The 14848-nt window shown below is 65.1% G+C and carries 17 protein-coding genes; 10 read left to right on the top strand and 7 right to left on the bottom strand.

The features are described from left to right. Positions 1–29: 29 nt before the first annotated feature. Complete coding sequence (locus DEIDE_RS15880; RefSeq protein ID WP_012695344.1) at positions 30–767, bottom strand: glycerophosphodiester phosphodiesterase; 738 nt, start codon at positions 765–767, stop codon at positions 30–32. Positions 768–830: 63 nt separating this feature from the next. Beyond that, positions 831–1244, bottom strand: coding sequence for a response regulator (locus tag DEIDE_RS15875; RefSeq protein ID WP_041227898.1), 414 nt, complete (start codon positions 1242–1244; stop codon positions 831–833). A gap of 165 nt (positions 1245–1409) precedes the next feature. On the opposite strand from DEIDE_RS15875, the gene DEIDE_RS15870 reads away from it, so the two are divergent. Genes DEIDE_RS15870 through DEIDE_RS15835 form a run of 8 tightly spaced genes read left to right on the top strand, consistent with a single transcriptional unit; the run spans position 1410 to position 7662 of the window. Then, positions 1410–2219, top strand: coding sequence for an SDR family oxidoreductase (locus tag DEIDE_RS15870; protein WP_012695342.1), 810 nt, complete (start codon positions 1410–1412; stop codon positions 2217–2219). Next, a complete protein-coding gene (locus DEIDE_RS15865) occupies positions 2216–2674 on the top strand; it encodes a MaoC family dehydratase (protein ID WP_012695341.1) in 459 nt (152 codons plus the stop codon). Before DEIDE_RS15870 ends, DEIDE_RS15865 begins: the two co-directional genes overlap by 4 nt. Positions 2675–2681: 7 nt before the next feature. Continuing rightward, entirely contained in the window at positions 2682–3026 is a 345-nt protein-coding gene (locus tag DEIDE_RS15860) for a hypothetical protein (protein WP_041227896.1), read from the top strand. After that, positions 3023–4261: an acyl-CoA dehydrogenase family protein gene (locus DEIDE_RS15855; protein ID WP_012695339.1), complete on the top strand. Its 1239-nt coding sequence runs from the start codon at positions 3023–3025 to the stop codon at positions 4259–4261. The genes DEIDE_RS15860 and DEIDE_RS15855 overlap by 4 nt, the downstream gene beginning before the upstream one ends. A 1-nt stretch (position 4262) precedes the next feature. Beyond that, positions 4263–5063, top strand: coding sequence for an SDR family oxidoreductase (locus DEIDE_RS15850; protein WP_012695338.1), 801 nt, complete (start codon positions 4263–4265; stop codon positions 5061–5063). Between the two features lie 3 nt (positions 5064–5066). Continuing rightward, a complete protein-coding gene (locus DEIDE_RS15845; protein ID WP_012695337.1) occupies positions 5067–5861 on the top strand; it encodes an SDR family oxidoreductase in 795 nt (264 codons plus the stop codon). Next, complete coding sequence (locus DEIDE_RS15840) at positions 5858–6967, top strand: phosphotransferase family protein (protein ID WP_012695336.1); 1110 nt, start codon at positions 5858–5860, stop codon at positions 6965–6967. Before DEIDE_RS15845 ends, DEIDE_RS15840 begins: the two co-directional genes overlap by 4 nt. Continuing rightward, positions 6964–7662 carry a histidine phosphatase family protein gene (locus tag DEIDE_RS15835; RefSeq protein ID WP_012695335.1) on the top strand — a complete coding sequence of 233 codons (699 nt, stop codon included), beginning with the start codon at positions 6964–6966 and terminating at the stop codon, positions 7660–7662. Before DEIDE_RS15840 ends, DEIDE_RS15835 begins: the two co-directional genes overlap by 4 nt. 65 nt (positions 7663–7727) lie before the next feature. Here DEIDE_RS15835 and DEIDE_RS15830 read toward each other — a convergent pair whose 3' ends face one another. Continuing rightward, positions 7728–8105 carry an HU family DNA-binding protein gene (locus tag DEIDE_RS15830; RefSeq protein WP_012695334.1) on the bottom strand — a complete coding sequence of 126 codons (378 nt, stop codon included), beginning with the start codon at positions 8103–8105 and terminating at the stop codon, positions 7728–7730. A gap of 271 nt (positions 8106–8376) precedes the next feature. Here DEIDE_RS15830 and DEIDE_RS15825 point away from each other — a divergent pair, with 271 nt between their 5' ends. Then, complete coding sequence (locus tag DEIDE_RS15825; protein WP_012695333.1) at positions 8377–10029, top strand: long-chain fatty acid--CoA ligase; 1653 nt, start codon at positions 8377–8379, stop codon at positions 10027–10029. Positions 10030–10088: 59 nt separating this feature from the next. Then, positions 10089–10790: a gamma-glutamyl-gamma-aminobutyrate hydrolase family protein gene (locus tag DEIDE_RS15820; protein ID WP_012695332.1), complete on the top strand. Its 702-nt coding sequence runs from the start codon at positions 10089–10091 to the stop codon at positions 10788–10790. Positions 10791–10862: 72 nt separating this feature from the next. On the opposite strand, the gene pstB is transcribed toward DEIDE_RS15820, so the two are convergent. From pstB to pstS, 4 genes are all read right to left on the bottom strand, one after another. Then, a complete protein-coding gene (gene pstB, locus DEIDE_RS15815) occupies positions 10863–11621 on the bottom strand; it encodes a phosphate ABC transporter ATP-binding protein PstB (RefSeq protein ID WP_012695331.1) in 759 nt (252 codons plus the stop codon). 34 nt (positions 11622–11655) lie between these two features. Beyond that, positions 11656–12516 (bottom strand): phosphate ABC transporter permease PstA, encoded by an 861-nt coding sequence (pstA, locus tag DEIDE_RS15810; RefSeq protein WP_012695330.1) that lies wholly within the window; start codon positions 12514–12516, stop codon positions 11656–11658. After that, positions 12513–13547, bottom strand: coding sequence for a phosphate ABC transporter permease subunit PstC (gene pstC, locus DEIDE_RS15805; RefSeq protein ID WP_012695329.1), 1035 nt, complete (start codon positions 13545–13547; stop codon positions 12513–12515). The genes pstA and pstC overlap by 4 nt, the downstream gene beginning before the upstream one ends. A 165-nt stretch (positions 13548–13712) precedes the next feature. After that, on the bottom strand, positions 13713–14741 hold the full coding sequence (pstS, locus tag DEIDE_RS15800) for a phosphate ABC transporter substrate-binding protein PstS (RefSeq protein ID WP_012695328.1): 1029 nt from the start codon (positions 14739–14741) through the stop codon (positions 13713–13715). Positions 14742–14848 lie beyond the last annotated feature (107 nt).

Below are 14848 nucleotides of genomic sequence, written 5' to 3'. Positions count from 1 at the left end.
GGGCGCCCCCTGACCAAGCGGGGCATGGCTCACGACCGGTCAGCGCTTCGGGCTTTGTCTCCAGGCGCCGGGCGGGCACTGAGCAGCACAGGCGGCAGGTCTCCGATCAGACCGTCGACTTCCAGGCCGCAGAGCCGCTGCACCTCCTGAAGGCTGTTGACTGTCCAGGCGTTGACCCGCCAGCCGTGTGTCCGGGCCTGGGCCATCAGACTGCGGGTCACCAGGGTATGCAGGGGATGAAGGGCCTGACAGTCAGTCCAGCGCATCACCAGGGGTACGAGGTCCAGCGGTCCAAGGCGGTATGAGCGGTGGATCAGCAGGGCGCGCGGCACTTCGGGCGCGTCAAGCCGTGCGGCCAGCAGCAACCAGGGATTGAAGGAACTGACGATCACCTGCCCTGTCAGGCCAAAAGCACGGATCAGATCCAGGGTGCGGCCTACCCGGTCATCCGGCCGTGCGGCCTCAAATTTCAGTTCCACGTTGACGTAAGCGCCGGTGGTGCCTGCCCAGGCCAGGGCCTGCGCCAGGGTGGGGACCTGCGGTGGCAACTGATGGCGCTCCAGGGTGGTCAGGGCCCGGCCATCTGGCAGTACGGCGTCGTGGTGGACGACCAGCGTGCCGTCTCGCAAGCGGCGCACATCGAGTTCGATCCCGTCGAGCCCGGCATCAAGGGCCGCCTGGAACCCGCTCAGGCTGTTTTCTAAATGTTCTCTCGGAGAACCGCGGTGGCCCAGCAGCAGAGGACGGCGGAGGGCAGAGGAGACCATACCGCAGCGTAACGGGCCAGCGTCAGGACAGATGGGGCAAACTGGTTGTGAAGGCTGTCCGAATCAGTGTGAAGTGCCGACCACACGGTTGACCTGCCAGTACGACAGAAACGCTTCAATCTGCGTCAGGAAGCCGCTGAAGGATGGCGCCTTGACCAGGTAGGAGCTGGCATGCAGCGTGTAGGACCGCGCCACATCTTCCTGCGACTGTGAGGTCGAAAGCATGACCACTGGAATCAGGGCCAGCCGGGGATCCGCCTTCAACGCTGCCAACACCTCGAAGCCGTTCATGCCGGGCATATTCACGTCCAGCAGCAGAACGTCCGGCAGCACCGCAGCATTCTTCAGATACTCCAGGGCTTCAGGGCCGCTGGGCTGGGTAATCAGGTGGCAGTCGCCGCACACCTGCTCAAAAGCCTCTTCCGCCAGGACACGGTCCTGGGGATTGTCATCTATGAGCAGAATCTGGCGCACCATATGGTTTTTATATTAACGCAATCTTCATTCGGTGGGGTGAGACTTCAGTACAGCCCTCAGGGGCCTGGAATATCCCTTTTCGTTCAAAATTGACGCGCACGTACATTTCTCCGTATGCTGGCCGGGCACCGCAATTCAGCCCAAGTTCCTGCACCTGGAGGTCTTATGCCGCCCCAAGAACCCGCGTCCGTGCCGTCTTCAACCCTCAAGAACCTGTTTGACCTGACGGGCCGGATCGCCCTGATCACCGGTGGCTCACGTGGTCTGGGCCTGCAGATGGCCGAAGCCCTGGGCGAGTACGGCGCCACCGTGGTCCTGACCGCCCGCAAGCAGCACGAACTCGACGAGGCCCGCGCACACCTGCAGGGCATGGGCATTCAGGCCCACGTGTATGCCGGCGACCTGGGCGATTTCCAGAATATCGAACCCACCGTGGAGCGCATTCTGGCTGAGGTCGGTCATGTCGACATTCTGGTCAACAACGCCGGAGCGACCTGGGGAGCACCCACGGCCGAGCACCCCATGGAAGCCTGGATGAAGGTCATGAACGTCAACCTCAACGGCACTTTCCTGCTGACCCAGCAGGTGCTGCGCCGCAGCATGCTCCCGCGTGGCAAGGGGCGGATCATCAACATTGCCAGTGTGGCCGGGCTTCAGGGCAACGACCCGCGCATGACGGCCACGCTGGCCTACAACACCTCCAAGGGCGGGCTGGTGAACTTCACCCGCGCTCTGGCCGCTGAAATGGCCGACAAGGGCATTACGGTCAACAGTATCTGCCCCGGCTACTTTCCTACCAAGATGACCAAGGGCACCCTGGCCTACGGCGAGCAGTCCATCCTGGAGCACACGCCCATGCGCCGGCTGGGCAGCGAGCATGACCTCAAGGGGCTGACGCTGCTGCTGGCCAGTGACGCCAGCGCCTACATGACTGGTCAGAACATCGCTGTCGACGGCGGCATCACGGCAGTATGACCACCCTGACGCCTTCTACCGTGGCCGATCACATCGGTCAGGAGGTCGCCTTGTCGGAGTGGGTTCTGGTCGATCAGAACCGCATCGACGCGTTCGCCGCCGCCACCGGAGACCACCAGTTCATCCACGTGGATCCGGCCAGGGCCGCCGCCGGACCTTTCGGCACCACCATCGCTCACGGCTTCCTGACCCTGTCGATGCTGGCTGGCGAATTCATGAACACGGGCGGCGCGCCGCACATCGAAGGAGCCCGGATGGTCGTGAATTACGGCCTGAACCGGGTGCGCTTCATCACCCCGGTCCGTTCCGGAACGAGGCTTCGGAACCGCGCCGTGCTGGTCTCGGCCGAGCCCGGCGCCGGCCACTTGCAGCTCACGGTGCTGAACACCATCGAAATTGAAGGGGAAAGCCGGCCCGCGTGCACCGCAGAGAGCATCTTCAGGGTGTACCTGTGACCCCGGCATGAATCCTGGCGCCGTGTACACGCTGGAGTGCGGTGAGGTCATGCTCGGCACGCTGACCGTGACAGAGGCCGGGACGTTCGCTGTCCAGGCTGTGTTCGAGGCCACAACCGCCTTTGCCGCGTACCGGCCACTGTTCGACGAGGATGCCGCCCTGGCCGCCCAGGTGGCCGACGATCCCGATCCGGCGCTTCTGAGCCGCGCCGAAGCGCTGCTTGAACGCATCCTGGCGCTGGGCTTAATGCTGCGCAGCGCCAGGGGTACCGGATACCGCGACTTTCTGCTCAGCATCGAGGGCAACCAGGCCGGTTTCCGGCCCCTGACCCCCGAGGAGGAACCCTTATGACCCTGTTTGACGTCTCGCCCCGCGTCCGTGACCTGCACGGGCGCCTGACGGCCTTTATGGACGCGCACATCTATCCCAACGAAGCCGAATTTCACCGTCAGGTAAACGAAGGCAACCGCTGGGAGCATGTGCAGCTGATCGAGGACCTCAAGCCCAAGGCCCAGGCCGAGGGACTCTGGAATCTGTTTCTGCCGCCCTCCAGCGACCCGGACGGAAAATACGGCGGCGGCCTGACCAATCTGGAATACGCCCGGCTGTGCGAAGTCATGGGCCAGGTCTGGTGGGCGCCTGAAGTTTTCAACTGCAACGCGCCCGACACCGGCAACATGGAGGTTCTGGCCCGCTACGGCACGCCCGAGCAGAAAGCGCAGTGGCTCACGCCCCTGCTCAACGGCGAGATCCGCAGCGCTTTTTCCATGACCGAGCCGGAAGTCGCCAGCAGTGACGCCACCAACATTCAGGCCAGCATCGTGCGTGACGGCGACGAGTACGTCATCAACGGGCGCAAGTGGTGGACCAGCGGCGCTGGTGATCCGCGCTGCACCATCAGCATTTTTATGGGCAAGACTGACCCGTCGGCCGAGCGTCACCTGCAGCAGTCCATGATCCTGGTCCCGATGGATACGCCCGGGGTCACCACCGAGCGCATGATGACGGTCTTCGGGTACGACGACGCGCCGCACGGGCACGCCGAGATGACCTTCGAGAATGTGCGCGTGCCGGCCAGCAACATGCTGCTGGGCGAAGGCCGCGGCTTCGAGATCGCTCAGGGCCGCCTGGGGCCGGGGCGGATCCACCACTGCATGCGCCTGATCGGGCAGGCCGAGCGCGCCCTGGGCCTGATGATCGAGCGGTCCTCACAGCGCGTCGCTTTCGGCAAACCACTGGCCGGGCACCAGCACGTGCGTGAAGCCATCGCCCACAGCCGTATGGAAATCGACCAGGCCCGGCTGCTGACCCTGCAGGCCGCGCACATGATGGACACCGTGGGCAACAAGGAAGCCCGTGGCCAGATCGCGGCCATCAAGGTCGTGGCCCCCAACGTGGCGCTGAAAGTCATCGACCGGGCCATTCAGGTGTTCGGCGGCGCTGGGGTCAGTCAGGACACGCCGCTGGCCATGATGTACGCCCAGGCCCGCACCCTGCGCCTCGCCGACGGCCCGGACATCGTGCATACCGAGACGGTTGCCAAGGAAGAGCTGCGGCGCCATGGCGTGAGCATGCGGAGGGGCTGACATGGCCTTTCAGAACCGCGTGGTGGTGGTCACGGGTTCAGCATCCGGCATCGGGCTGGCACTGGCGACTCAATTTGCTGCTGAAGGAGCAGTGGTCGTCGCTTCTGACCTGAATGCCGAGCAGGGCGCAGCAAAAGCCGCAGAACTCGGCGCCCGCTTCGTACCTGCCGATGTGGGACAGGAAGCAGGAGTCCAGGGGCTGATCGAGGACGTGCTGGCCGCCGAGGGCCGCATCGACGTGTTCTGCTCCAACGCCGGAATTGCTGTGGGCAACGGCCTGGAACCGCTCGACCGGCTGTGGGATCTGAGCTGGCGGGTCAATTTCATGAGCCACGTGTGGGCCGCCCGTCACCTGTTGCCTCACATGCTGGAGCGCGGAGAGGGAACGCTCCTGAACACCGTTTCCGCTGCCGGTCTGCTGACTGAGGTTCATTCCGCTCCCTACGCCGTGACCAAACATGAGGCGATGGCTTTTGCCGAGTGGCTGGCCATCACCTACGGTGACCGCGGCATCAGGGTGTCGGCGCTGTGCCCCGAGTGGGTGCAGACCCCCCTCATCGAGAACGCGCCGCACCTGCAGGAAGCGGCGATCAGCGCAGATGAGGTCGCCCACGCGGCACTGGATGGACTGCAGCAGGGACAGTTCCTGATCACCACCCACCCGATGACCCTCAAGGCGTTCCAGTCCCGCGCCAACACCCACGACCGCTGGCTGGGCCGGGTGCGCATGCTGGCTCAGCAGACTCAAGAGCAGCTGGCGGGACGCGAGGCGTTCCCGGACAAGTACACCCAGGGGGAGTAAGACATGGACTTTCACAACAAGGTGATCGTGGTGACGGGCGCGGCCTCAGGCATCGGGCTCGCGCTGGCCACCCGTTTCGTGGCCGAGGGCGCCACGGTCGTGGCGTCTGACCGCAATGAGGGGCTCGGCGCGCAGAAGGCCGCTGACATTGGTGCCCGCTTCGTACCGGCCGACGTGGCCCAGGAGGCAGGAGTCCAGGGGCTGATCAAGGACGTGCTGGCCACCGAGGGCCGCATTGACCTGTTCTGCTCCAACGCCGGAATTGCCATCGGAGAAGGCCCGGAGACTGAAGACCGTCACTGGGACCTGATCCAGCGGGTCAACCTCATGAGCCACGTCTGGGCCGCACGCCACGTGCTGCCTCACATGCTGGAGCGGGGTGAAGGCCACCTGCTGAATACCGCCTCGGCGGCTGGTCTGCTGACCGAGCTGCATTCGGCGCCCTACGCCGTGACCAAGCACGCCGCGCTGGCCCTGGCCGAGTGGCTGGCCATCACCTACGGTGACCGCGGCATCAAGGTGGCGTGCCTGTGCCCGGAAGGCGTGTGGACCCCCATGATCCAGAATGCCCCGATCCTGCAGCAGACCGCGATCAGTACCGACGAGCTGGTTGAGAAGACCCTGGCCGTGCTGCGCGCCGATGGCTTCCTGATCACCACCCACGAGACCACACTGAAGTCGTTCCAGAACAAGGCCAACAACTACGACGAGTGGATCAGCAAGATGCGTCACCTCCGCACCAAGGCCATGGCGCTGCTCTCCGGACAAGCGGCCTACAGCGGGGACGCCCGGCCGTGACCCGTCCTGACTCCGCGCCTATGCGCCCCGGCGAGGAGCTGCCCCTCGACCGGCTGCGCGAGGCCCTGCGTGGCCGCCTTCCGGGTGACCTGGAAGCCCTGAGTGCCGAGCAGTTTCCCGGAGGCTTTTCCAACCTGACCTACCTGCTGAGAGCCGGTGAACAGGAATACGTGTTGCGCCGCGCACCGCTGGGGCCCGTCGCCAAGGGCGCGCACGACATGGCCCGCGAGTACCACCTGCTTGAGCGGATTCATCCGGTGCTGCCGGTCGCCCCGCGCCCGGAAGTGCTGATCGAGGACCCGGAGGTCCTGGGCACACCCTTCTACCTCATGGAGCGCCGCCGCGGCGAGGTGGTGCGCTCGTCGCTGCCGGCCGCGTTCGCCGCGAATGCGGACGCTCCACGGCAGCTCTCCGAAGCACTCGTAGACACGCTCTCGGACCTGCATGCCGTGGATATCGACGCGGCCGGGCTGCGGGCCATCGGACGCCCCGAGGGCTTTAACACCCGGCAGGTCCAGGGCTGGGCCGGCCGCTGGCGCCGGGCGCGGGAGCTGCTGCAAGACAGTGGCGACCTGCCTCCTCCGCACGACCTGCATGACGAGGACGTCATTGCCTGGCTGGAAGCCCATACCCCGGCCGAGAGCGCCCACACGCTCGTGCACAACGACTTCAAGCTCGACAACCTGATGTTCGACCCGGCCGACCCCTCGCGGGTGGTGGCGCTGCTGGACTGGGAAATGACCACCGTGGGCGATCCGCTGGTGGACCTGGGCCTGACCCTGACCTACTGGACCATGCCTGAGCAGCCGGGCGGGGCCAGCAACCGCATCGGCGCAGCAGGAGCAGACCAGGGTTACCTGAGCCGAGAGGCGTTTATTGCCCGCTACGCGCAGCGCACCGGGCGGACAGTCACGCCGCAGTCGGTGACCTGGTACGAGGTGCTGGGCCACTTCAAGCTGGCCGTGATTGTGCTGCAGATCTTCGCGCGTTACCGCGCCGGCCAGACCAATGATCCCCGCTTTGCGCCACTGGCTGGTCAGGCCGAGTGGCTGATCCGCGAAGCCTGGAGCCGCATTCAGGCGCTGGAGGGCGCAGGGCCGTCATGAGTGAACTGATTCTGGTCCGGCATGGGCAGGCCACACCCTTTGAAGCCGACACCGACCGGCTCTCCAGCCTGGGCGAGGAGCAGGCCCGCGTGGTGGGCGCCGCCCTCCGTGCTGAGGGCGTCATGCCCACCCACGTGCTGCATGGACCACTGGTGCGTCAGCGGCGCACCGCCCAGCTGGCAGGAGCGGCCGACTGGCCGGCGCCCCAGGAGGACGCCCGGCTGGCCGAATATGACGGTGACGGGCTGATTCGCACGCTGGCACCTATGCTCGCGGCGCGCGACCCGGAGTTCGCCGCTCTTGGAGAGGCCTTCGCCGCGCAGCAGGGAGGAGGACCTGAGCGCAACCGCGCCTTTCAGAAGTACCTCGAAACCCTGGCTGCCCAGTGGCAGGCCGGCTCGGTGACCCACCCGGAAGTCGAGGGCTGGGCGGCCTTCCAGGCGCGTGTTCGCGCGGTCATGGGTGACATTCTGAAATTTCCGCCGGGAAGCACCGTGCTCGCCGTGACCAGCGGCGGCGTGATCGGCCTCAGCGTGGCGCTGGCCCTCGGTGCCCCGGATGCGGCAGCGCTGGCCCTGAACTGGCGGGTCCGCAACGGCAGCGTGACGCGCTTTACCTTTGGTGGCGGGCGGATCAGCCTGGATTCGTTCAACGAGATTCATCATCTGGAGACCGCGCTCCGGTCATGGCGCTGAGTGACCCCCTGCAAAAGGACGCCCCCGCCTTTTCAGGCGGGGACGCGTCCGGTCGGTACTCAGGCTTACAGGTTGCCCTTGAGGGTGCTGGCGACCTTGAAGGCCACTTTCTTGCCGGCGGGAATCTGGATCTTCTCGCTGGTGCCGGGGCGCACGCCGGTACGGGCGGCGGTCTGCTTGACGCTCAGGGTTCCGAGGCCGGGCATGCCGACGCTCTTGCCTTCACGCAGGGCGCCCACGATGCTCTCCAGCATGGTGCTGACGGCTTCCTCGCTCTGCTTCTTGGTCAGGCCGGTGCGGTCGGCGACCATTTCCACGAGCTGGGTCTTGGCGACCTTGTTGCTCTCAGCGGCCACAGCACCCTTCTTGGGGGCAGCCTTGGCGCTGGCAGCGGGCTTCTTGGCGGGGGCTTTCGCAGACTTTTTCGTCATGGTGAGCAGCATGACATATCCCCTCGCCGCTGTGAAGGGGGTCGGAAACAGCGAAGCCCGGCCAGCACGTCCTTTACGGACGGACGCTCTGAAAAATGCCGTCCAGCACGCATGTTTAGTCGTGCGGCCGTGAAGTCCGTCTGGCACGGAGAAACCTTAACCGACGCTCGCGATGGCGCCTGTAGCCTGCCCCGGCAGGGCGTGAGTTACACTTTTGACCACGCACAATCCTATTTCTCCCTTCAACAGGCGGCCCTGCCGCTCTTTTTCAGGAGGTCCTGACATGACTGATTCCACGGTACCCACCCGCTACTGGCCCCCCCACAAGCCCCGCACCCTGACCCTGCCGCAGACCGGCCTGATGCACAACCTGCGGGTGACCTCGGACCGCTACCCGTTCAAGACGGCGCTGTGGCACTACGGCCGCAGCGTGTCGTACCGCGAACTTCGCGAGCAGGCCGAACGCCTCGCAGGTCATCTGGCCAGCCAGGGTGTCCGGAAGGGTGACCGTGTCGCGGTCTGGATGCAGAACAGCCCGGCGTGGGCAGTCAGCGCCCACGCCGTGTGGCACCTGGGCGCCGTGGTCGTTCCGCTGGCCCCCATGCTTCAGGCGCGCGAGTTCGGATTTTTCCTGCAGGACGCCGGGATTCAGGTGGGCATTGTCGGCGCCGAGCTGTACGAGAAGGCCAAGCAGGCCGGGCTGGGCCATGTCGTTGCCGCCAACATCATGCTCGGCACCGACCGCGAGACGGCGCGCATTCCTCTGCCCGAGGGCCTGGACGTCACCCCCTCGCTGCAACCGGGCGACGTGACCCTGGAAGAAGCGTTGCAGCACGCCGCCGCGCCCGCAGCGGACGTCAGCAGCGACGACCTGTGTGTCATGCCCTACACCTCCGGCACCACCGGCCTGCCTAAAGGCTGCATGCACACGCACGGCAGCGTGCAAGCCAATGTATTCGGGGCCGGCGTGTGGGTGGACGGCAACGTCGAGGACCGCTCGCTGGCCGCGCTGCCTTTCTTTCACGTCACCGGCTTCGTCAACAGCCTGCTGACGATGCTGAACGCTGGCGGGACCGTTTACATCATGTCGCGCTGGGACCGCGACGCCGCGCGGCAGCTGATCCGTGATCACCAGATCACGCTGTGGACCAATACGCCCACCATGATCGTGGACCTGATGGCCTCGCCCACCTTTGACGCGGCGGACCTGAAAAGCGTCCGCAACATCACAGGCGGCGGCGCGAGCCTGCCTCAGGCTATTGGTCAACGGCTTCTGGACCTGACCGGGATCAAGTACATCGAGGGCTACGGCCTGACCGAGACCATGGCGCAGTCGCACACCAACCCCAAAGACCGCCAGAAGCTGCAGTGCATGGGCATTCCGCTGTTCAATGTGGACGCCCGCATCATGGATTTTGACAGCGGCACCGAGCTGCCAGCCGGGCAGGTGGGCGAAGTGATTATTCATGGCCCGCAGGTGATGCAGGGCTACTGGAACCGGCAGGACGACACGGCCAACGCGTTTATCACGATTGACGGCAAAGCATTTTTCCGCACGGGTGACCTGGGCTACATGGACGATGAGGGCTACTTCTTCTTCACCGACCGCCTCAAGCGCATGGTGAACGTCTCGGGCATGAAGGTCTGGCCCGCAGAAGTGGAAAACAAGCTGCACGACCACCCGGCGGTGCAGGAAGCGTGCGTGATTGCCCTGCCCGACGAGCGCACTGGCGAACGGGCCCAGGCATTGATTGTCCTGAAGGCCGGGCATCAGATCACGGCCGAGGAACTGCAGGACTGGGCGCGTGAGCAGATGGCAACCTACAAGGTCCCGCGCGACTACCAGTTCGTCGACAGCCTGCCGCGTAGCCCCACCGGTAAGGTGGCGTGGCGTCAGCTGCAGGAACAGGCCAGGCTTCAGCTGCAGAGCACCTGAAAACCTCCTCGTTTCCGGGGCCCGCTGTGCACAGCGGGCCCGGACCCTATTCTGCGGGTATGTCTGCACGCCCTCTGATAGGCCTGAGCACCTCACAACCCCAGGAGGCTGCGCTGGGCCGACTGTTCAACGGCACGTCGCGCCGCTACGCCGAAGGCGTGGAAGCCGTCGGCGGCCTGCCGCTGCTGCTGCCCACCCTGGTTGATCTGGCCGACACCTACGCTGCAAAGGTGGACGCGGTCCTGCTGACCGGCGGGGTAGACGTCCACCCGCGTCATTTCGGAGAGGTGCCCACGCGGGGCCTGGGAGATGTGGATGAGGAGCGCGACGCCTTTGAAACCGCGCTGTACCGTGCGGCTCGCGCCCTGGGCAAGCCCGTGTTCGGCATCTGCCGGGGCGCCCAGATGATCAACGTCCTCGAGGGCGGCACCCTCTGGCAGCACCTGCCGGACGCTGCCGAGTTCTGGGTGGATCACTCCCAGATGGCCCGGCCTCCCGCTCTGGGGCATGAGGTGACCTTCACCTCCGGAACGCGGCTGTACGCCGCTCACGGTGAACGGGCGTATATCAACTCCTACCATCATCAGGCGCTCAAGCAGCTGGCTCCCACCCTGCGTGTGGCCGCCACGGCTCCCGACGGACTGGTCGAGGCTGTGGAAGGCGACGGCCTGATCGCGGTGCAGTGGCACCCGGAGATGCTGCTGCCGGCCCACCCGCACGCGCTGGGCACGTTTCAGGCCTTCATGACCCTGCTGAGCTGATCCCGGCGACCTCCAGGGAGCAAAAGAGAGCCGTCCAGCTGGGGACGGCTCTCTTTTGCTGTTAAGGGCGATTCAACCGAAGCGCCCTGACACGTAAGCTTCGGTGCGCTCATCCCGGGGCGCCTGAAAGATCTGCGCGGTCGCGCCGTGCTCGACCATGTCGCCTACCAGGAAGAACGAGGTGGTATCGCTGACGCGCGCCGCCTGATGCATGTTGTGCGTCACAATCACGATGGTGGTGACCTTCTTCAGGTCGGTCATCAGGTCCTCGATGCGGGCCGTGCTGGCCGGGTCAAGTGCACTGGTGGGCTCGTCCATCAGCAGGATTTCAGGCTCCACCGCCAGGGCACGGGCGATGCATAGCCGCTGCTGCTGCCCGCCGGACAGACCGGTAGCGGGTGAGGAAAGGCGGTCTTTGACCTCGTCCCACAGCGCTGCGCCGCGCAGGGACCGTTCGGCAACGTCCATCAGTTGCTTGCGGTCGCGCATTCCAGCCAGCTTCAGGCCGGCCACCACGTTGTCAAAGACGCTCATGGTGGGGAAGGGATTGGGCTTCTGAAACACCATGCCGACCCGCCGGCGCATGGCCACCGGGTCGACGCCGGGCTCGTAGACGTCCTGACCGTCCAGGATAATCCGGCCCGTCACCCGGGCGCCGGGGGTCAGGTCATGCATACGGTTGATCGCCCGCAGGAAGGTCGTTTTGCCGCAGCCCGACGGGCCGATCAGGGCATTCACGGTGCCGCGTGCGAACTCCAGGTTGACGTTTTTCACGGCATGTTTGTCGCCGTAGTAGATGTTCACGTCGTTGGCGCTGAGCAGGGTGGTCATAGGTAGGTCAGGGCTCCTTGAAATCGGGAAACGGTCAGCGGCGGCTGAAGCGGCGCGCCAGCAGACTGGTGACGAAGATCAGGCTGATCAGCAGCAGTGCTCCGGCCTTGGCCATACGCTGGTTCTCGTCGTAGGCGCTGGTGGCACCGCGGTAGATCTCGAGCGGCAGGGCGCTCATGGGTTCGAGCGGGTTGAGGTTCACATTGGGATTGCCGAAGGCCGTAAAGAGCAGCGGCGCCGCTTCGCCGGCCACGCGCGCCAGCGCCAGCATCACGCCCGTCACGATGCCGCCAGCAGCAGCAGGCAGCACGATCTTGAGGATGACCAGCCACTGCGGCAGTCCCAGGGCCATACCCGCCTCGCGCACGGTATGCGGCACCAGTTTCAGCACTTCCTCGGTGGTGCGCACCACGATGGGAATCATCAGGAAGCCCAGTGCCAGGGCGCCCGCCAGCCCGGAAAATCCGAAAGTCAGCACAATCAGGCCGTAGGCGACCAGACCCATCACAATGGCTGGAATGCCGGCCAGCACGTCACTCAGCATCCTGATGGTCGGCATCAGCGGGTGCCGGGGATACTCGGCAAGAAAGATGCCGCCGGCCACGCCGACCACCACGCCGATCACGCTGGCCATGCCAAGCATGGTCAGGCTGCCGGTGATGGCGTTGAGCAGCCCGCCGCCGGTTTCGCCTTCCGGGGCCGGCGTCTTGGTAAAGAAGTCGGCGTTCAGTGCGCCAACACCCTCGCGCAGCAGGTAGGCGAAAATCAGAATCAGTGGTGCCACCACCAGCAGTGTGGCCAGCAGAATCAGCCCGCCCATCAGCAGGTTCTTGATCCGGCGGGCAGGCGAGAGCAGAACCTTATTGCCCCCGGGAGCCGCATCGGCGCGCGTCATTTGATCCCCTGCGGCGTCAGGCGCGCGATGACTAGCCTGGCCACGAAGTTCACGAGCACACTCAGGAAGAACAGAGCAAAGCCCAGCGTCACGACGCTTGAACGGTGCAGGGTCTCCTGTGCGTCGCCGAACTGGTTGGCAATCACGCTGGCCATGGTGCTCGCGTTGCCCCAGATGCTTTTCAGGATGTCCTGGCTGTCGCCGATGACCATGGCCACCGCCAGCGTCTCGCCGAGCGCGCGGCCCAGGGCCAGGATCACGCCGCCCATGATGCCGGCGCGGGCGTAGGGCAGAATCGCGCGGCTGATCACTTCCCACTTGGTCGCTCCCAGCGCGTACATCGCTTCACGCTGGTCCTGCGGCACCAGCCGGATCACGTCACGCGCCACCGACGCGGTATACGGCAGGATCATGACCGTCAGAATCACAATGGCCAGCGCCAGGCCGCGCCCGCTGGCACTGGGCGGCACAAAGAAGCACTGGAGGGTGGTCTGGTTGTTGTTCCACAGGTCCTGACAGCGGGTCAGCAGCTGCAGGTTCTCCGGATTGACGAAGAAGCTGGTCTGCCAGCGCCCCAGGATCGGTGCGACCACAAACAGGGCCCACAGGCCGTACACCACACTGGGCACCGCAGCCAGCAGTTCAATAAGGTAGCCGACCGGATTGGCCAGCCATTTTGGAGCGTACTCCGCCACAAACAGCGCACTGGCGATGGCCAGCGGAACGCTGATGATCAGCGCCACCAGACTGGTCACCAGGGTGCCTGCAATCATAGCGGCGGCTCCAAACTGACTGTTCACCGGGTTCCAGGTGCGCTGCGTAAAGAACTCCAGGCCAAAGCGCTGCAGCGCCGGCCACGACTCCTTGCCCAGCAGGTACAGGCTCAGCACAAAAACCAGCACGATGATGCTGGACAGCGCCAGGATCACCAGTTCGAAGGCCCGGTCACTGCGGCTCGATAGCCGGGCGCGGGACGGCGGGGTCGTGGTGGGTTGGGGATTGGTGGGTTGGGGATTGGTGGGTTGGGTCATGGGCGTGTGGTCCCCTCCGGAGTGGGTGGCTACAGTTCATAGGACGCAGGTCAGGGAAACGTCAGGGCTTCAGGCATAGGCCGGAACCTGGCCGGGGAAGGTGTCTGGAGACCACGGCAATGGGCGGCCCCGCGTTGGAGGCCGCCCCGTGGAAGTGCGGGAGATTTAGATTTTCTTGCCGCCGTACGTCATCTTGCCAATGATGCTGCGTGCCTTGCTGGCGACCGTGGACGGAAGCTTGGCGTAATCCAGCGCCTCGTTGTACTGCTGGCCGGTGGAGACCATCCAGGACAGCAGGTTCTTGAGTGCCTTGGCCTGCGCTTCGGTGCGGTTACCGTACTTCTGGTCCTGGTAGAAGATCACGTAGGTGAAGCTGGCAATCGGGTAGGCGCCGGCATTGGCGCTGTTGGTGATGCTCACGCGGGTGTCGGCCGGAATGACCACGCCCTGTGCGGCGAGGCTGGCAGGACCGTTGTCGGCCAGAATGAACTTACCGGCGCGGTTGCGCAGGCTGCCGTAGGTCAGCTTGTTCTGCTTGGCATACACCAGTTCCACGTAACCGATGGAGCCGGGCGTGCTTTTCACGATGCCGGCCACGCCGTCGTTGCCTTTGGCGCCGGTGCCCACTGGCCACTGCAGGCTGTTGCCCACGCCCACCTTGCTTTTCCACTCGCTGCTCATCTTGGCCAGGTAGTCGGCGAACACGTAGGTGGTGCCGGAACCGTCACTGCGGCGTGCCACCTGAATAGGCAGTGGGGGCAGGGTAACTCCGGGGTTGAGGGCAGCGATCTTCTTGTCGTTCCAGAGGCGGATCTTGCCCAGGTAGATGTCAGCCAGGACCTGTCCGGTGAACTTGACCGGCTCGGTCACGCCGGGCAGGTTGTAGGCGGGCACAACTGCGCCGATAGCGGTGGGAATGTGCAGCAGTTTGTCCGGCGCGGCCTTGAGCTGTTCGTCGCTCATGGGGTTGTCGCTGCCGGCGAAGTCCACGGTGCGTTCGGTGATCTGCTTCTGGCCGGAACCAGAGCCCACCGACTGATAGTTCACGTCCACGCCTTTGTCTTTCTTGTATTCGGCGAACATCTTGCTGTACAGGGGATAGGGGAAGCTGGCCCCAGCGCCAGTGAGACTCTGGGCGCTGGCAGCGGAGGCGGTCATCATCAGGGCCAGGCCCATGAGGAAGGTCTTCTTCATGCCTGACAGAGTGCCTGACGTTTGTCAGGCGGGCGTCACTGGTCTGTCAGCCTTCTGTCAGCCCGGACCGGCAGCTGACTCCGGGCAGAGTCAACAGGAAGAGGGCC

Origin of the sequence: Deinococcus deserti VCD115, from assembly GCF_000020685.1 — a bacterium.
Lineage (GTDB): Bacteria > Deinococcota > Deinococci > Deinococcales > Deinococcaceae > Deinococcus > Deinococcus deserti.
The sequence above is the reverse complement of the archived record's forward strand: the minus strand, read 5'-3'. Positions and strand labels throughout refer to the sequence as shown.